Genomic DNA, 18,778 nt, shown 5'->3' on the forward strand with positions numbered 1-18,778 from the left:
GGGGAAACATCGCCGAGGTCAGCGGCGATGCGCTGGACACAGGACCGGCGGCGTGTTGGGTCACCTCCGCGCCGTCCGAGCCGGGAGAGCGTGCACACTGGCAGGTCGAAGACGCGGGCCCCACGCCCCAGGGCAGGGCCTGGTCCCGGTCGCGGGACGAGATGAGCGGAGAGCAGGACAGCGTGGCAGGAGCACGGACCAAGAAGAACGGAGCCTCGGCGGACAACGGCGCCGGGCACCGGCGGCTGGTCATCGTCGAGTCGCCGACGAAGGCCCGCAAGATCGCCCCCTACCTGGGCGGCGGTTATGTCGTCGAGTCCTCCGTCGGGCACATCCGCGACCTGCCGCGCGGCGCTGCCGACGTGCCCGCCCAGTACAAGGGCGAGGCCTGGGCGCGCCTCGGCGTCGACGTCGACAACGGCTTCAAGGCCCTCTACGTGGTCACCCCGGACAAGAAGTCCAAGGTCACCGAGCTCAAGGGCCTGCTCAAGGACGTCGACGAGCTCTACCTCGCCACGGACCCCGACCGCGAGGGCGAAGCCATCGCGTGGCACCTGCTCGAGACGCTCAAGCCGAAGGTCCCGGTCCGCCGGATGGTCTTCCACGAGGTCACCGAGCAGGCCATCCGCGCCGCCGCCGACTCGACGCGTGAGCTGGACGCCGACCTCGTCGACGCCCAGGAAACCCGCCGCATCCTCGACCGCCTCTACGGCTACGAGGTCTCGCCGGTGCTGTGGAAGAAGGTCATGCCGAAGCTTTCGGCGGGCCGCGTGCAGTCGGTGGCGACCCGGATCGTGGTCGAGCGCGAACGCGAGCGGATGCGCTTCACCTCGGCGTCCTACTGGGACGTCTCGGCCACGATGGACGCCGGGGAAGAGGCGTCGCCGCGCAACTTCTCGGCCCGCCTGGTGGCCGTGGACGGCGCTCGCCTCGCCACGGGCCGCGACTTCGGCTCGGACGGGCAGCTCAAGGCGTCGAGCAACGAGATCCGCGTGCTGGTGGAAGCCGACGCGCGCCGCCTCGCCGAGGGTCTCAAGCAGCGTGACTTCAAGGTCTCGAGCGTCGAGGAGAAGCCGTACACGCGGAAGCCGTACGCGCCCTTCATGACCTCGACGCTGCAGCAGGAGGCGGGCCGCAAGATGCGGTTCACCTCGGAGCGCACCATGCGGATCGCGCAGAAGCTGTACGAGAACGGTTACATCACTTATATGCGTACCGACTCGACGACTCTTTCGGAGTCGGCGATCTCGGCGGCGCGCAGCCAGGCCACGCAGCTGTACGGCAAGGAGTACGTCTCGCCGTCGCCGCGCCAGTACACGCGCAAGGTCAAGAACGCGCAGGAGGCGCACGAGGCGATCCGGCCGTCGGGCGAGGTCTTCCGCACGCCGGGCCAGGTCGCGAGCGAGCTGGACACCGACGAGTACCGCCTCTACGAGATGATCTGGCAGCGCACGATCGCTTCGCAGATGGCGGACGCCAAGGGCACCACGATGTCCGTGCGCATCGTCGGCAACGCGGCCTCGGGCGAGGAGTGCACCTTCGCGGCTTCGGGCCGCACGATCACCTTCGCGGGCTTCCTCAAGGCGTACGTCGAGGCCGTCGACACCGAGACCGGTGGCGAAGCCGACGACAAGCAGAGCCGCCTGCCGGTGCTGGAGAAGGACCAGGCGCTCACCGCTTCGGACCTGACCCCGGACGGCCACACCACGTCGCCGCCGGCGCGGTACTCGGAGCCGAGCCTGGTCAGCAAGCTGGAAGAGCTGGGCATCGGCCGCCCCTCGACGTACGCGTCGATCATCAAGACCATCCAGGACCGCGGCTACGTCTGGAAGAAGGGCTCCGCGCTCGTCCCGTCGTGGGTCGCGTTCGCCGTGATCGGCCTGATGGAACGGCACTTCGAGCGGCTGGTCGACTACGACTTCACCGCCGGCATGGAGGACGAGCTCGACCGCATCGCCAACGGCGACGAGCAGCGCGGCCAGTGGCTGTCGAAGTTCTACTTCGGCGGCGACATGGGCGTCGACGGCTCGATCGGACGGCTGGGCGGGCTGAAGAAGCTGGTCGAAGGCAGCGTCGAGGACATCGACGCGCGGGAGATCAACTCGATCCCGCTGTTCAGCGACGCCGACGGGCACACCGTCGTGGTCCGCGTCGGCCGCTACGGGCCGTACCTGGAGCGCGAGGTCGACGGGAACTCGCAGCGCGCGAACCTGCCCGAGGACCTGCCGCCGGACGAGCTCTCGCAGGAGATCGCGGAGAAGCTGTTCGCGACGCCGCAGGAAGGGCGCTCGCTGGGCGTCGACCCGGTGAGCGGGCACGAGATCGTCGCCAAGGAAGGCCGCTTCGGGCCGTACGTCACCGAGCTGCTGCCGGAAGTGGAGATCCCCGAGGACGCCACGGCCGCGCAGAAGAAGGCCGCGAAGGCGAAGGCGCCCAAGCCGCGCACGGGCTCGCTGTTCAAGTCGATGGACATCGAGACCATCGGCCTGGAAGACGCGCTGAAGCTGCTCTCGCTGCCGCGCGTGGTCGGCAAGGACCCGGAGTCCGGCGACGAGATCACGGCGCAGAACGGGCGCTACGGGCCGTACCTGAAGAAGGGCACGGACTCGCGCTCGCTCTCGACCGAGGACCAGCTGTTCTCGATCACCGTCGAGGAAGCGCTGAAGATCTACTCGGAGCCGAAGCAGCGCGGCCGGTCGGCGACCGCGAAGCCGCCGCTCAAGGAGCTCGGCGAGGACCCGGTGTCGAAGAAGCCGATGGTGGTCAAGGACGGCCGGTTCGGCCCGTACGTGACCGACGGTGAGTACAACGCGACCCTGCGCAAGGGCGACGAGATCGAGTCGCTGACCGCGGAACGCGCGTCCGAGCTGCTGGCCGAGAAGCGGGCGAAGGGGCCGGCGCCGAAGCGGAAGGCGCCGGCGCGGAAGCCGGCCTCGACGACGGCGAAGACGGTCAAGGCGGGCACGACCAAGAAGGCCACCACGGCCAAGCGGTCCACCGCGACGAAGACGAAGTAGCACCTCCGGAAGTCCGTGAAGGCCTCCTTGCCGGCGTTTTTGCCTGGTAAGGGGGCCTTCACGGCGTTCGGCCACACTTTCGGGTGACACCTCGAACGGATGTTCGGGAAATTGTCGGTGGTCCCGGGTTTCATGAACGCGTGACCACAACACCACGCACCGTGCACACGGTGATCGCCAAGATCCTCAAGCCCGTCCGCGCCGCGGCTGCGGGCAGTCCTTCCGCGCTGGACCTGCACGATTCGCTCCCCGGCTTCGCTGGTGACGGCGTCTGCGGCGTCGCCGTGGCGTTGTTCGACGAGCCGTGGACGTCGGCGTTCTTCGACGACGGCACGCGGTTCGGCGTCGCGGGCGACGGCCTGCGGCGGTCCGGGCCGTCGTCCGGCTCGATCGCGGAGCTGCTCGGCCTGGCCTTCGCGCGGCTGCCGCTCCGGCCGCCGGCGCCCGGCGAGGGGTTGTACCTGGACGCCGACGAGCGCGGGGTTCTGGAGCCCGGGCAGGAGTGCCTGGTGCTCGACCTCGTGGAGGAGCTCCGAAGACCCCGGCTCGGCACGGTCCAGGTGGACCTCGCCCGTGGCCCTCGGCGGCCGTGGGAGGTGGTCGCACTCGTCGACGACGACCGCGGGCGGCACCTGGCGGTGCTGGGCGGACGCCGAGGTGGCCGTCGCCGGTTCTGGTGGCTGCCCGGAAGCGTGGACGCGCTGGCCGAGGTCGTCGAAGGGCGGGTGCCGGCGCATGTCTGAACCGCTCGCCGACCGTTTGCCGAACGATGTCACCCGGTCGAACACATGTGCGAGAAATTGTCGGTGCCAGGGTGTTCAATCGAAGGGTGAACAACTCAGTCGCCGTCTTCGACGTCATCGACGAGGTCATCGCCCCGCTGTCGGCCGAGGTGCCGGAGCGGCCCTCGGTGATGGAGTTCTACGACCCCGAGTTCGAGATCCCGCCCGTGCTGGCGGACACCGGACCGCTCCCGGGTCGTCGTCCTTCACCGCCGTTGAGCCTGGCCGACGAAGTGGAGCAGTACACCCGGTTCGTCGCCGGGATGGCCGCGATCGGCCTCGCCCCCGGTGGCGAGGTCACGGCCGAGGCGGTCGGGCTGTACCGGGCGCTGCGCGGTGGCTTCATCCGCGGCGTGGTCACCGGGGTCTTCCCGGCCCGTGACGAGCCGTGGGAGGTCCGGTTCTTCGGCGACGAGGACTACACCACGGTGCTGCACAAACTGGGCAACCGCGCGCGGCTGCGGTCGGGCTTCCTCAGCGAGCTGCCGGGCTGGGTGTTCGACGGCCTGCCGGACCGGCCGCCGGGCCCGGGCCGGCACGTGCGGATCGAGACGGACGAGCGCGGCCTGATCCCGGGCGGCTGCGAGCGGGCGGTCGAGCTGATCCGCGAGTGCGCGGCCCGTCCGCGGCTGGGCACGGTGCTGGTGGACCTCGCGGTCCGCGACGCGATCCTGGCGGAGTACCCGCACGGAGCGTTCGGGCTGGTCGACAACGACCTCGGCCGCTACCAGTTCAGCGCGGCGGTGGACCGCACCGGCCGTTGGACGGTCACGTGGGGTCCGGCCTCGAGGAGCACCGCCGAGCAGTGGATCGTCGAGGCGGTGCAGAGCCATGCCTGAGCCCGCGGCGACTTCGCCGGCCGGCGGTGAGGCACTCGAGCCGGCCCTGATGGACCTCACGGTCCGCGACGCGATCTTGGCGGCGGCCGAACTGATCAGCGACGTGCCGATCCCGCGTAGCGGAGTCACCGGTGACGAAGAAGGAGAGGAGGTGCAAGGCCATGGTTGAGCGGACCGCCGCGCGGGAGCTGCTCGAGCTCGCCGCCGGGCCGGTGCTGGCGGCGATGCCGGACCGCGAGCCCGTCGACCGGCTGTACAACCCGGACGTCAGCGACCACGACATCCTCGTCCACGGCCCGGTCTCCGACGATCCCGCGGACCTGATCGACGAGGTCGAACGCCACATGGCCTGGGCCGCCTGGATCGAGGGCACACCCTTCGGGGAAGCCGGCGAGCTCAACGAGCTCGGCTTCGAGGTCGTCTCGCTGATGCTGCGTGGTTCGGTGCGGGCGGCGCTGTGCGGCGTCTTCGACGAAGGGCCCGCGACCGCGGACATCCGGTGCTACGCGGACGGCGAGCGGGCCTTCATGATGGGTTCGCTCCCGGGCCGGACGGCGATCCACCTCGCCGACTTCGAAGAGCTGCCGGAGATGCTCATCGCGGAGCTGCCGGAGGTCCCGTTCGGTGCCTCGCCGCGGGCGATCTGGTTGTCGGTGGACGACGACGGCCTGGTCCACGACGGCCAGGACGCCGACGTCTGGGCGATGCGGGAGCTGCTGGCCCGGCCACGCTCGGGCACGGCCGTGCTCGACATGCTCGCCTTCGGCGGGTTGTGCGCGGAATTCCCCGACCACGGCTTCGTCCTGGTCGACACCGACCTGGGCCGCTTCGCGCTGGCGGCGCTGGATCGCGGTGACGGGCGGCGCCAGCTCGTCCTGAGCCCGTTCAGCCGCGGGATGCTCCGCGACTGGTGCCGGAAGATGATCGACCTCGGACAGGAGGAGGTGCCCTGACCGGTACTCCATCCGGGCTCGATCGCCACGCGCGAAACTGGCCATCTTGACACCCAGGGTGTGGCCGGTCTCGTGTGGCCGTCTCCGGGCCCCTGTGACCGGTCTCACTACAATCTGTCACCAACGGCGGTCGACCGGGCCACCGGCGGGCTGGACACTGCAGGGGGTTCGGGTACGGGCTTGCGCTGCGTGACCGACCCTCCATTACAGACAGAGCCATTGGGCGGATGCGTTATCCGCCATCGTCGCTACCCTGGAAAGGCGAGGACATTCAGTAGTGAGGTGGTCACCATGAGCGCGAACGGTGAGGCTCCCTTCTTCAATGCCCCCGAGCTCACTCAGCGCGACGGCACTCTGTCCCAAGCACCAGGTGAGACGTTCGCGGACCCGGTCTCCGGGCTGGTCACCGCGGCGCCGGAACCCCGTGCCGCGGCTCCGAACGGCCAGGAACCCGTCGCCTTCCCGGTGGCGGGGCCGGTGCAGCCCGACGAAGAGGTCGTGCGCCGGATGGTCGAGGAAACGCTGCGCGAGGAGGGCGAGATCGGGGCGAAGGCCCCGGAAGCGATCCCGCCCGCCGGCACCTTGGCGGCGAACGGCGAGAAGCCGCCGCTCGGAGTGCTGCCGCGGCAACGGAATCGGCAGCGCACCTGGCCGACCCGGCCGCCGCAGCTGATGCGGCCCGTCCGGCAGGAGGCATTGCCGGACGACGATGTCGACGACGTCGACCTCGTGCCGGTCAAGCGGCGGAAGCTGCCGAAGATGCCGTCGGTCTCGATACCGGCGTTCAACCGGCCGTCGTCGAGCGCGGCGGGCGTGATGCTCGCCGTGGTGCTGCTGATCGTGTTCGGTTTCGTCGCCATCGAGATGGTCTCCAGCCTGGTCAGCAGTGTGACCGGACTGTTCGACTAGCGTTCGCTGGCTGTTCCCCACCCCACCGGCACCTCGGGGCCGTCCGCGAGGCAAGGGCCGATCGGGCTACCCTGACTTCACGGTCGGGCTACCTCACGAGGGCGTCCGGCGCCGCGGTGACTAGTGGGGTGGGCGTATCAGCGAGGGCGTGCGATCGGTGCCCGGGGCCGGCCCGGGTGCGTCGTCGGGTGCCGAGGCGTCCACGATCAACCGGGTCCGGCGGGTGCTGGCGATCAAACCGTTCCGGCGGCTCTGGGGCGTCACGTACCTGTGCAGCGTGGCCGACTGGCTGAACATCCTCGCCCTGACCGGCCTGGCCACGAAGCTGACGGACAACTACTTCGCCCAGAACTTCGCGTTCGTCGGCGTGGTGCTGACCGGCTTGGCGCCGGGACTGCTGTTCGCCCCGATCGGCGGGTTGCTGGCGGACCGGTTCGACCGCCGCAAGGTGATGGTGGTCGCCGACCTGCTGCGGTGTGGCTTCCTGCTGTCCATCGCGATCGTCAGCGCGCCCTGGTGGCTGCTCGCCGGCAACTTCCTCGTGGGCTGCGCGTCGAGCATGTGGATCCCCTCGAAAGAGGCGGCGGTCCCCAACCTGCTCCGCCGGCCCGACCAGGTCGAGACGGCCAACCAGCTCGGCATGGTGATGACCTACGGCCTCGCCGTCATCACCGCGGCCGGCGCCAACGCCGCCATCACCGGCGTCAACACGACCTTCCACCTGTTCCCCGGCGACCCGAGCCTCAACATCGCGAAGCTCGTCGTCATCATCACCGGCCTGCTGTACCTGGCCAGCGCGATCCTCATCGCCACCCGGATCCCCGAGCTTTCGCTGCGCAACGTCCACGCGCTGCCGGAGCAGAAGGTCAAGCAGGCCGACGAGGAGAAGTTCGGCATCGGCCAGATGATCGCCGACGGCTTCCGGTTCATCCGCAGCACGCCGCTCGTGCGCGGCCTGCTGGTCGGGGCCTTCGGCGCGTTCGCCGCCGGCGGGGCCGTGATCGGCTCGGCCAAGCCGTACTCCTCGAGCCTGCTGGCCGGCGACTCGGCGTTCAACCTGCTGGTGCTGGCCGTCTTCCTCGGCCTCGCCACCGGCATGGCCTTCGCGCCGAAGCTCGCCCGGCGCCTGGCGCACGACCGGCTGTTCGGCATCTCCATCATCGCCGCCGCGCTCTCGTTGCTGGTGGTGGCGCTGTCGCCGCACCTGGCGGTCGCGCTGATCGCCGTCTGCTCCGTCGGCATCTGGGCCGGGACGGCGTTCCTCACCGGTGTCACGATCATCGGCTCGCGCGTCGAGGACGCCATCCGCGGCCGGATCAACGCTATCTACCAGCTGATGATGAAGCTGGTGCTGTTCGGCACCACGGTCACCGTGCCGGTGCTGGTGGGTCTGGTGCAGCGGCACACGATCACCGTCTGGGGTAGCCCGCTCACCATCGACGGCACCCGGCCGGTCATGCTCGGCGGCGCCGCGATCGCGCTGATCGCCGGCGTCTTCGCCTACCGGCAGATGGACGACAAGCGCACCGAGCCGATCCTGTCCGACCTGCGCAACGCGCTGCGCCGCACCCCGCGCCGCGTCAACGGCTTCCTCATCGCCGTCGAGGGCACCACCGCGATCAACACCGCGATCCAGGCCGTCAACCTGGCCGACTGGATGCGCGGCGGCACCCGCCCGGTCGTGGTCGCCGCCGACCCCGCGCTCGACGACCAGCGGCTCACCGCGCTGGTCTCCGGCGCCTCGCTGACCGGGGCGCGGGCCCAGGCGCTGGCCGCCGCCGCGGTGCGGGCCGACATCGTCGAACGGCACGTCCAGCCGGCGCTGGACGCCGGTTCGGTGGTCGTCATGGAGCGGTTCGTCGACTCGCCGCTCGCGCACCTGTCCGCCGTCGCCGGCCTGGACAGCGACGAGCTCGAAGGCCTCGCGGACTGGGCGACCGGGCGGCTGCGCCCGGACCTGACCGTGCTGCTCGACTCCGCCCCGAACGGGGCACCGCGCGACAAGTCGACCGCGATGAACGACCAGTGGCGCGTCCAGCACCTGCTCACCGAGATGGCCGCGGCCGACCCGGACCGGTACGTCGTGATCGACGCCGACGGCACCGACGCCGAGGTCGCCGAGCGCATCCGCACCGCGCTGCGCGCCGTGTTCGTCGGCCGCCTGGCCGCGCTCGCGCCGACGACGGAGAAGCCGGTGACGCTCCCGCTGGACATCGACGAAACCCTGCCCGTAGAAACGCTGCCCGTCGAAACCCCGGAAGAGCCTCGCGTGGAGGTGAAGTGACGACGACCGAGCGCATCGGCGTCTGGAACCAGGTGGTCGGCCAGGAAGCCGCGGTCGAGACGCTGGCGGCCGCCGCGTCGGCCGCCGCGAAGATCGTCGCCGGCGAACCCGCCCCGCCCGGGGCGATGACGCACGCCTGGCTGCTCACCGGCCCGCCGGGATCCGGCCGCTCGGTGGCCGCGCGGACGTTCGCCGCGGCCCTGCAGTGCAGCACCGGCACCGGTTGCGACGCCTGTCCCGGCTGCCACACGACGATGGCGGGCACGCACGCCGACGTCCGGCTGGTGGTGCCGGAAGGCCTGTCGATCTCGGTCGCCGAGATGCGGGCGCTGGTGCAGGCCGCCGCGCGCCGCCCGACCACCGGCAACTGGCAGGTCGTCGTCATCGAGGACGCCGACCGGCTCACCGAAGGCGCGTCGAACGCCCTGCTGAAGGCCGTCGAGGAGCCGCCGGACCGCACGGTCTTCCTGCTCTGCGCGCCGTCCGACCACCCCGAGGACGTCTCGGTGACGATCCGCTCGCGCTGCCGCCTGGTGTCGCTGCGGACGCCGCCGCCGGAGGCGATCGCCGACGTCCTGGTGCGCCGCGACCACGTCGACCCGGAGCGGGCGCAGTGGGCGGCTTCGGTCTGCGGCGGGCACGTCGGCCGCGCGCGCCGGCTGGCCACCGACGAGGCCGCGCGGCAGCGCCGAGCCACCGTGCTGCGGATCCCGCTGGGCCTTCGCCGGCCCAGCGACGTCTTCACCAGCGCCGACCAGCTGATCAGCGCGGCCGAGGCGGACGCGGGCGAGGCCAGCAAGGGCCGCGACGAGAACGAGCGCAACGAACTGCGCACGGCGATGGGCGGCGACGGCATCGGCAAGGGCGTCGCCGGCGCCAAGCGGGCCGCGGAAGCGGCCGTCAAGCAGCTCGAGAAGAAGCAGAAGTCCCGCGCCACCCGGACCCAGCGCGACACGCTCGACCTGGCGCTGGTCGACCTCGCCGGCTTCTACCGCGACGTCCTGGTGACGACGACCCGCTCGGGCGCGACGCTCAACCACCCGGACCACGCCGACCAGATCCACGAAGCGGCTTCGTCGTGGACGCCGGAATCGACGCTCCGCCGGCTCGAAGCGGTGCTGGAGTGCCGTGAGGCGATCGACCTGAACGTCAAGCCGCGCATCGCCGTCGAGGCGATGGTCACGACGCTTCGCCAGGGCTGAGTGGTCCGCTGCGGCGAACTGTGAACCTCGGGCCAGTTGGCCTGGCGACGGCAGCTATCGACTTCGCTCAGCAGACCCTTCGCTTAAGCTGCTTCTGACCAGCGATTATCCCTTCAGAAGCGACATTCAGCGGGTGTGAACATGACACATGGGCACGGTTCACAGATTTTGTGTATTCAAAGTACTTGAAGTGGGCGAAGCGCCGCGTTAGTCTTCAGGGGCGACCAAGGATACGAGCAAGACGGTGAAGGCCGCGGCGCTGCTGCAGCTCGGCGGCAGAATAAAGCGATGCCCCGGGTGGCATGCCGAAGCAGAGGCGAACCCGGGGCGTACCCCTGAACAGTAGCACATCTTTGTGCTGCCATGAAGTCGATGGAGGCACAGGATGAGCACCGAGCCGGGTTGGGTCGTTGAGACGCTGTCGTCACCACGCTTTGCGCCGTACCTGGCCAAGGCCGGTGGTGACCTGGCGGCGGCGATCGAACTGTACTGGTGGAACGTCGACGTCTCGGCCGCGTTCTACGTTCCCCTGCACTGCCTGGAAATGGCGCTGCGCAACGCGCTCCACCGGCAGCTCAGCGAGAGCTTCGGCCGGGACGACTGGTGGTCGGTCGTGCCCCTCCGGAAGAAGGGACCGCAGCTCGTGGCCGACGCCGGACGGAAACTGGCCGAGCGTGGCCGTCCTGGCACGGCCGACAACGTCGTGGCCGAGCTTTCCCTCGGTTTCTGGGTGTCGCTGATCAGTCGCAACTACACCCGGGACCTCTGGGTGCCGTGCTTGCACAAGGTGTTCCCTCGCTACCCCGGAGGCCGGGGCGCACTGCACCACGACCTGACCACCGTGTTGCTGTTCCGGAACCGGATCATGCACCACGAGCCCATTCACCACCGCCATCTGGAAGCCGATCACCGCACGATCCGGCGCGTGCTGGGTTACCTTTCGCCTGCCATGATCACGCAGCTGGAGTCGTACGACCGCGTCGAGCGGACGTTGAAGCAGCGCCCGGCGCCTCCGGAAGGTGGGCGGTGATGAGTGATCTGTCGTTGACAGACATCGCGAACGGTGCCGAAGTCCGGCTGAGCGCGGTCAGCAACTGGCGAGCCCGATACCCTGACTTCCCGCAGCCGCGTGTGGTGTCCGGGCAGGAGTGTTTCGACCAGGACGAAGTCGCGAGCTGGCTACGGAAGCGGAAGATCCCGAAGAACCGGCTGAAGCCGGACGAACTGCCGGGGGCCACCTACGGGGATCGCCTCCGAGCCAATGTCGGCCTGCCCGGAGAGGTGGCTTCCGCGCTCGCGCCGACGTCAGCCAGGCCCGCACCGCCGTCTTGGTCGGCGCTGCTGTGGTCGGCCTTGAGCCACCTGCGGGGCGGGAACGATACTGCGTCCGCTCTCGAGTACCTGCTCGGACTCGTGTACGTCAGGACATGCCGGGCCGACTTATGGCCGCGGATCTCCGCGGCCGCCAGTTGGCCCGCGGCGCAGGCGGCGCTGGCCAAAGTTTCGCTCCCCACCGCGGGCGGCCAGGCGATACCGGTTTTCCGGATGTTCGAGCAGGCTTCCGACCCAGCCCTGTTGAGCGCGGCCCGGCAGATCGACGAGATCGATTTCGGCGACGCCGTCGGTCCGGAGTCGACCGGTGCGCGGATCGCTGACGCGATTCTGGCGGAGCTCGAACGACGCATGGGACGCGGTGGCGGGCAGTTCACCCCGCCGGATGTGGCGAGGGTGCTGGTCGAAGTGCTCGAACCCGGACTGTCCGATCAGGTGTATGACCCCTTCTGCGGCTCCGGCGAGCTGTTGACTGCTGTGGTTGCAAGCATCAGCCGTAGCGCGGCTGCGTCCGACGGCTGGCGCGTGCACGGACAGGCATCGCAGACGTGGTCGTTGCTCACCAGCAAGATGAATCTCGCGCTGCACGGTGTCCCGGCCGAGATCGCCGGTCCGATGAGCGCGTTGGAGAAGGATCTGTTCCCCGACCGCCGCTTCGACCGCATCTTGGCGAACCCGCCGTTCAACGCGCACCTGGATTCGCCCGCGCCCCGGGAGTGGCGGTTCGGTGAGCCTCCTGCGCACAACGCCAACTTCGCCTGGCTGCAACACGTGGTGGACAAGCTGGCGCCGACGGGGAGGGCCGCGGTGATCATGCCGACGGGTGCGTCCTCCCAGCAGGGCCGGGAGCAGGCAATACGCAGGATGATGGTCGAGAGTGGGGTGGTCGAGTGCGTCATCGCATTGCCACCCCAGCTGTTCAAGTTCACCGGGATTCCCGCCATGGTGTGGGTGCTTCGAGGCATTGGTGACAGGCCAGGCCCGCAGCAGGTGCTGTTCATCGATGCGCGGCCACTCGGCGAGCTCGTCGGGCGCGCCGAGCGACGGCTAAGCGAGGACGACATCACCAAGATCCGCGATGAATATCGGCGCTGGCGTGACCGCCGCACATTCGACGAGTTCAGGGGGGTGCCCGGTTTTTCGCGAGCCGCCGACCTCGAGGTGATCGACGGCAACGATTTCAGCCTCGTCCCTGGTCGCTACGTCGGGGAAGCACCCGGCCACGTCGACGCCGGCGTCGTCACCCGGGAACTCGACGCTTCGTGGGAGGCCATCCGCGAACTCGATGAGCGCGCCTGGGACGTCCGGGCCAGGCTCGAGTCAGCGTTGGAGGCACTCGTCGCGGGCTGGCGTCTTGAGCGCGCCGGACAGACTGTCGCACTCGGAACAGTGTGCGACGTGCTCGCGGGGCCGGGCGCGGTGCCGAGGGAGGGTCGGGAACCGTGGTGGACGCCCTTGGTGCTGCCTCGCAACATCAGGGACAACCGGATCACGACCCGGGAGCTGGAGGTCGTCCCCCCTCCGACGGCCGCCCGCATGGACAGGTACCGGTTGAAGGCGGGGGACGTGGTCAGCGCGCGTACCGGCACACTCGGCCGGTTCGGGCTGGTGACCGAAGAGCAGACAGATTGGCTGCTCGGACCCGGGTGCGTCGGGTTCCGTCCGAATGACCAGGTGAACCCGGAGTTCCTGACTTACTACCTGAGCAGTCCCGCGGTCGTTCGATGGCTCACAGAGCACGCCACCGGCACCGCCATCAAACACGTCAACGCCGGGACTCTGCGAGCCATGCCGCTCCGGCTCCCACCCTTGCCGGTGCAGCGCGCGATCGTCGAGACCTTGGAACCTTTCCGGGCCGCGGCCGCACTGCACGGGGAGATCAGCTCGACCGCGGAGCGGCTCCAGGCTCTTGTTCTGCCCATGCTGATGGCGCCTGAGGGCGACTGAACGCGAAGAACCCCGCCGGGAAAGCTCCCGGCGGGGTTCGTTCACTGCCCTCGCATCACTCGCGCGGCCGCGGCGACGGCTTGAACGGCTTCTCCTCGACGGCGACGGCCAGGGGGCGACGGCGCGCGCCCGGCATCGCGGCCACCATCACGACGCCCAGCAGCAGCATCGCGGTGCCCCACCAGAACAGCGGCACGGTGTCGTACGCGCCGCCGGTGTAGGCGAGGTTCTTCACCGGCCCCTTCGGCGCCTGACCGCCCGCGGGCGGCGGCGTCGACGTCGTCCCGCAGACCACCCCGCCGGTCGGCGCGTAGGCCCGCGCGACCTGCTCGCCGAGCGAAAGCTGGGCCAGCGACGACGGCAGGTTCTTCGCCTGGTCGTCCGGCAGCAGGCTCTTGAGCTTGGTCGTCGGGAGCAGCTGCAGGTCGAACATCCGCGCCGTCGCGCCCAGCTGGAAGCCCTTGAACGGCGTGGTCATGTTCGCGGACTTCTGGTCCAGCCCGGCGATGCTCAGCCGTAGCACGCCGAGGTCGAGCACCTTGCCCGTGGTGTCGCCGACCTGCTGGAGCGGCCCGGCGGCCGTGGCCAGCAGACCACCGACGACCGGCAGGTCCTTGAGCGTGCCGAACTGGTCGCTCAGCGGCTTCAGGGGCAGCCCGATCGGGATGTCCTTGGTCGGGTGCGCGGCATCGAGCGTGTACAGCGTCTTGCCGCCCGCCGCGATGGTCAGCACCGGCGCGGTGTAGTCCACTTTGGACGTCTTCGCGTCACCGGTGGAGGTCACCTTCAGCGTCGGCTGGCTGACCACCTTGATGCTCAGCGCCAGCGGGGTGTCCTTGAGGATCTCGATGTCCGCGGCCTGCAGCGTCGACGTCGACTGCACGGCCTTGTTCTTCGAGCCGGGGATGTCGACGAGCTTCACCTGCGACCGCGACGACAGCGTGCTCGGCAGGCTCAGCAGCGAACCGCTGCCGTTCTTCGCCGTCTGCCCGCCGCCCTGCAGCAGGCCACCGAGGCTCTGCAGGCCCTTGGTGAGGTCGAACCCGCTCGCCAGCGAGCCCGGGTCGAGCTTCGGCTTGAGCGCGTCCAAGCCGAGGTTCGGCATCGACGGGATGACGTTGAGCAGCGACAGGCTCGCCAGCGCCGTGCTGGCGTCGGCGATGGTGTCGACGCACGGACCGAGCGTCTGGCTCCAGCGCGCGTGCGCGCTGCCCGTGAGCCCGCTGATGTTGAGCAGCGGATTCGCCGGCCCGTTGAGCCCCCCGCTGATCGGCTGCGGGTTGTCCGGCAACGCGGTCTGCACGACACTGCCCGGCGTCTGCGGCGCGTTCCCGCCCACCGACAGCCCGAACGGCGACGCCTGCGCGACCGACTTCTCGTAGCTCAGGTAGGCGTCGGAGTTCGCCGACGCGCTCGACAGGCCCATGCCCGCCTCGAGCGCCGACTGCTTCGGCAGCGTCGCCCCGAACCCGGGCAGGATCGTGTTCGTCGGCACGGCGTTGGGCAGCAACCGGATGATCCCGAGCGCGGTCCCGGCATCCCCGACGGCCTGCCCCAGCGGCTGCGGCCCGATCGGCGCCGAGATCGGCGCCTGCCCGGAACTGGCCGGCTGCGGAATCGGCGTCGTCGGATAGGTCGGGTCGGCATTCGCCGGCGCCGCGCTGAACAGCAACAACGCCGCGGCCGCCGGCAGGGCCACCGAACGGGGCAGTCTTCGCCGCATGTGCCAGAGCCTCCAGATAGGTCGACCGGGGAGTGAGACCGACGTCATAGGGCCCTAACGAGAGTCCCCCCGGAAAGTGACGGCACGAGCTTCCGCTACACTTGCCGTCGTCGCCAGCGCGAGCCGGAGACATGCCGCCTTAGCTCAGTCGGCCAGAGCGATTCACTCGTAATGAATAGGTCAGGGGTTCGATTCCCCTAGGCGGCTCTGCAGGTCAGGCCCCATCCGAGACACCTCGGATGGGGCCTGACTCGTCTGGTGGGTGACTACGGCGCCGGGGCGGCGAGCGGAGAAAGTTCCGGAAGTTCACCCGTCACGGCGATGCTCCTGCATCCGACCAAGACCGGAAAAGCGTCGATTGCCGGTTTGGTCTGGCCTATCGTCGCTGTCCTCTCTGCACCGTAACGTCCGAGTGGATCGAGGAGACTCTTCCAAGGTATGGCGGGGTGAGGAGCGGGTGTTGGCGGTCGGGGAGTCTGCCAAGGGGCAGGGGCGGAAGCCGCCGGCGCGGCGGGTGTTCCTCAGCCACACCAGTGAGCTTGAGGAGCTGCCGAAGCCGCGGTCGTTCGTCGCGGCGGCGAAGGACGCGGTGGCCGCGGCCGGTGACGCGGTGGTGGACATGTCCGCCTTCACCGCCCGGAACGTGACACCCGAGCAACTCGACCGGGAGATGCTGGCCGAGGCCGACATCTACGTGCTGATCGCGGGGTTCCGGTACGGCACACCGGTGCGCAACCACTCGGAGGTCTCCTACACCGAGCAAGAGTTCGAGATCGCCACCGCCGCCGGCATGGAGCGGCTGGTGTTCGTGCTGGCTGAGGACGCCGAAGGTCCTTCGGAGTTGTTCCGGGATTTGAAGTACGGGGTCCGGCAGGAAGCGTTCCGCAAACGACTCCCGGACAGCGGCCTCACCATCACCACGGTGTCCTCACCCGACGAACTGGCGACCAAGCTGGAGCGGGCGCTGAATCTGGTTCCCCGCTCCCGGCAGGAGTCGAAGCTTGCGGGCCGGATCTCGAACATTCCCGCGCGCACGGTCACCTTCACCGGTCGCGACGAGTTGCTGAGCGGTCTGCGGGCGGCGTTGTGTTCGGGGCGGCCGGCGGTGGTGCAGGCGTTGAACGGGATGGGCGGGGTCGGCAAGACCACCACCGCGATCGAGTACGCCCACCGCTACGCCGATGAGTACGACGTGGCCTGGTGGGTGCCGTCGGAAGACCCCGACCTCGTGCTCGGCAACCTGGCCGCGCTAGCCCAGGCCTTGGACTTGTCCACTGCCCAGGACTTGCCGGATGTCGCGGTGCCTCGGTTGCGTGGGGTGCTGGAGTCGCGGGGGCGGTGGCTGGTGGTGTTCGACAACGCCGAGAACCCGGCCGCCCTGCGCCCGCTGCTGCCCGCAGGCGACGGGCACGTGATCATCACTTCCCGCAATCCCGATTGGGACGATATCGGTGCCGCACTCCCGGTGCCGGAATTCAGCCGTCCCGAGTCCGTTCAGCTGCTCCGCACTCGCTGTGACCGGCTCACCAACACTGACGCCGACCGCATCGCCGACGCACTGGGTGACCTGCCGCTGGCCGTCAACCAGGCAGCGCGCCTGCTGGTCATAACCAGCCTGACGGCCGAGGAGTACCTCGAACTGCTCGACGAGCGCATCCATGAATTGATGGCCCGTTACGAGGAGGGCAGCAGCTATCCCGTCTCGCTGACCGCCGCGTGGACGGTGTCGTTCGACCAGCTGGCCCGCGACCGCCCCGCTGCGCTGAACATCCTGACGTTGGTGGCGTGGCTGGCCCCTGAGCCGGTACCACTCACCCTGCTCACTCATCAGCGGGGCGACGCCGGGGCCACTGCTCGGGACCCGCTGGCCTTCGCCGATGTCACGGCCGCGTTGCGCAGCCGGGGGATGGCCACGGTGACCACTACGACCATCCAGCTCCACCGGGTCCCCGCCGCACTGCTGCGGGCACGCACCCGCGACGACGTAGTCACCGAAGAAGACCGGGACTCGACCTGGCCAGTCGTAGCGGTCCGGCTGCTGAACGCTGCTCTCCCGGAAAATCCTCTGGCCAACCCGCCGAGCTGGCCACGCTGGCGAGAACTGCTCCCGCACCTGCTTTCCGTGTGCGATCCTCGCCGCGAGTGGCAGACGGCAGAAGGAGAAGTCGCCCACCTGCTCGACCGCACCGCTTCCTACCTCCAGACCCGTGGCGATCCCCGCGCCGCATTGCCGCTGTTTCAGCGGGCGTACTCGCTTCGCAGGGGTCTCCTGGGTGTGGACCAGTCCGACACCCTCACCTCTGCCCGCAACCTCGCCCTCGTCGTCAGATGGCTAGGTGAGTACCAGCGGGCTTGTGAGCTGAACGAGGACATCCTCGCCCGCCGCCGGCGCGTCCTGGGCGAGGACCACCCGGACACCCTCACCTCCGCCAGCGACCTCGCTCTCGTTCTTCGAAGGTTGGGCAAGCACCTGCAAGCTCGTGAGCTGGACGAGGACATCCTCGCCCGCCGTCGGCGCGTCCTGGGCGAGGATCACCCCGACACCCTCACCTCCGCCAGCAACCTCGCCATCGACCTCGGGGCGTCGGGTGACTATCAGCGGTCTCGCGAGCTGGCCGAGGACACCTTCGCCCGTCGCCGGCGCCTTCTGGGTGAGGACCATCCGGACACCCTCACCTCCGCCAGCAACCTCGCTTACACCATCAGAGAGCTGGGTGACCATCAGCGAGCGCGTGAGCTGGGTGAGGACACCCTCGTTCGCCGCCGGCGCCTTCTGGGTGAGGACCATCCGGACACCCTCACTTCCGCCAGCAACCTCGCTGTCGACCTCCGGGCGCTGGGTGAGCACCAGCGGGCACGTGAGCTGGACGAGGACACCTTCGCCCGCTCCGAACGCGTCCTCGGCAAAGATCACCCCCACACCCTGGTCTCCGCCGGCAACCTCGCTTCCGGGCTCAGCGATCTGGGTGCGCATTCACGGGCGCGTGAGCTGGGTGAGGACACCCTCGTTCGTCGTCGGCGCGTCTTGGGCGAGGACCATCCGGACACCCTCACTTCCGCCAGCAACCTCGCTTACACCCTCCGGGCGCTGGGTGAGTACCAGCGTGCGCGTGAGCTGGACGAGGACACTCTCGCCCGCTCCGAACGTGTTCTCGGCGCAGATCACCCCGACACCCTGGTCTCCGCCGGCAACCTGGCTTCCGGGCTCAGTGATCTGGGTGAGCATCAGCGGGCGTGTGAAGTGGGTGAGGACACCCTCGTTCGTCGTCGGCGCGTCTTGGGCGAGGACCATCCGGACACCCTCATTTCCGCTAGTCACCTCGCCTACGACCTCCGGGCGCTGGGTGAGTACCAGCGTGCGCGTGAGCTGGACGAGGACACTCTCGCCCGCTCCGAACGTGTTCTCGGCGCAGATCACCCCGACACCCTCGTCTCCGCCAGCAACCTGGCTGTCGACCTGAGGGAGCTGGGCGAGTACCAGCGGGCGCGTGAGCTGGACGAGGACACCTTCGCCCGCCGCCGACGCGTCCTGGGCGAGGATCACCCCGACACCCTCGTCTCCGCCGACAACCTCGCTGTCGACCTTCGGGAGCTGGGTGAGCATCATCGAGCGCGTGAGCTGGACGAGGGCAACTTCCCCCGTACGGAGAGCGGTACCGGACCTGGTTTTCGCGCCCGTGTTGGTTGTGGCCCGTTCATCTCCGACGAGTGAACCGCGGCGGTTCGAGTCCTCGCGGCGGCTCGCAGGTCGAGCCCCATCCGCGACACCCTCGGGACCGGATGTGCGCCC

12 protein-coding genes and 1 tRNA gene are annotated in these 18,778 nt (G+C 69.5%); 12 read left to right on the forward strand and 1 reads right to left on the reverse strand.

Annotation, left to right across the window (positions count from 1 at the left end):
• Positions 1–161 precede the first annotated feature (161 nt).
• The 10 genes from topA to SD460_RS09355 all read left to right on the forward strand — a co-directional run bounded on the left by topA (position 162) and on the right by SD460_RS09355 (position 13,265).
• Positions 162–3,017 (forward strand): type I DNA topoisomerase, encoded by a 2,856-nt coding sequence (gene topA / locus SD460_RS09310; RefSeq protein ID WP_290056029.1) that lies wholly within the window; start codon positions 162–164, stop codon positions 3,015–3,017.
• A gap of 140 nt (positions 3,018–3,157) precedes the next feature.
• Entirely contained in the window at positions 3,158–3,760 is a 603-nt protein-coding gene (locus SD460_RS09315) for a hypothetical protein (protein ID WP_290056030.1), read from the forward strand.
• A gap of 86 nt (positions 3,761–3,846) precedes the next feature.
• Positions 3,847–4,638, forward strand: a complete 792-nt coding sequence (locus tag SD460_RS09320) for an ESX secretion-associated protein EspG (RefSeq protein WP_290056031.1) — start codon at positions 3,847–3,849, stop codon at positions 4,636–4,638.
• Positions 4,631–4,807, forward strand: coding sequence for a hypothetical protein (locus SD460_RS09325; RefSeq protein ID WP_290056032.1), 177 nt, complete (start codon positions 4,631–4,633; stop codon positions 4,805–4,807). Before SD460_RS09320 ends, SD460_RS09325 begins: the two co-directional genes overlap by 8 nt.
• Positions 4,800–5,591, forward strand: coding sequence for a hypothetical protein (locus SD460_RS09330; protein WP_290056033.1), 792 nt, complete (start codon positions 4,800–4,802; stop codon positions 5,589–5,591). The genes SD460_RS09325 and SD460_RS09330 overlap by 8 nt, the downstream gene beginning before the upstream one ends.
• A 291-nt stretch (positions 5,592–5,882) precedes the next feature.
• A complete protein-coding gene (locus SD460_RS09335) occupies positions 5,883–6,500 on the forward strand; it encodes a hypothetical protein (RefSeq protein ID WP_290056034.1) in 618 nt (205 codons plus the stop codon).
• A gap of 148 nt (positions 6,501–6,648) precedes the next feature.
• Positions 6,649–8,784: a bifunctional MFS transporter/dTMP kinase gene (locus tag SD460_RS09340; RefSeq protein WP_318306067.1), complete on the forward strand. Its 2,136-nt coding sequence runs from the start codon at positions 6,649–6,651 to the stop codon at positions 8,782–8,784.
• Positions 8,781–9,986 carry a DNA polymerase III subunit delta' gene (locus SD460_RS09345; RefSeq protein WP_318306068.1) on the forward strand — a complete coding sequence of 402 codons (1,206 nt, stop codon included), beginning with the start codon at positions 8,781–8,783 and terminating at the stop codon, positions 9,984–9,986. Before SD460_RS09340 ends, SD460_RS09345 begins: the two co-directional genes overlap by 4 nt.
• A 385-nt stretch (positions 9,987–10,371) precedes the next feature.
• The gene (locus SD460_RS09350) at positions 10,372–11,016 is read left to right on the forward strand and encodes a hypothetical protein (RefSeq protein ID WP_290056037.1); all 645 of its coding nucleotides are present in this window, start codon (positions 10,372–10,374) and stop codon (positions 11,014–11,016) included.
• A complete protein-coding gene (locus tag SD460_RS09355; protein ID WP_290056038.1) occupies positions 11,016–13,265 on the forward strand; it encodes a type I restriction-modification system subunit M/S in 2,250 nt (749 codons plus the stop codon). Before SD460_RS09350 ends, SD460_RS09355 begins: the two co-directional genes overlap by 1 nt.
• Before the next feature lie 55 nt (positions 13,266–13,320).
• Here the strand turns inward: SD460_RS09355 and SD460_RS09360 are convergent, their stop codons facing one another.
• Positions 13,321–14,988, reverse strand: coding sequence for a hypothetical protein (locus SD460_RS09360; protein WP_318306069.1), 1,668 nt, complete (start codon positions 14,986–14,988; stop codon positions 13,321–13,323).
• 133 nt (positions 14,989–15,121) lie between these two features.
• Here SD460_RS09360 and SD460_RS09365 point away from each other — a divergent pair.
• Positions 15,122–15,195: transfer RNA gene (locus SD460_RS09365), tRNA-Thr, on the forward strand.
• Between the two features lie 253 nt (positions 15,196–15,448).
• Positions 15,449–18,700, forward strand: a complete 3,252-nt coding sequence (fxsT, locus tag SD460_RS09370; protein WP_318306070.1) for an FxSxx-COOH system tetratricopeptide repeat protein — start codon at positions 15,449–15,451, stop codon at positions 18,698–18,700.
• The last annotated feature ends 78 nt before the right edge of the window (positions 18,701–18,778 follow it).

Source organism: Amycolatopsis solani, from assembly GCF_033441515.1.
Classification (GTDB): Bacteria; Actinomycetota; Actinomycetes; order Mycobacteriales; family Pseudonocardiaceae; genus Amycolatopsis; species Amycolatopsis solani.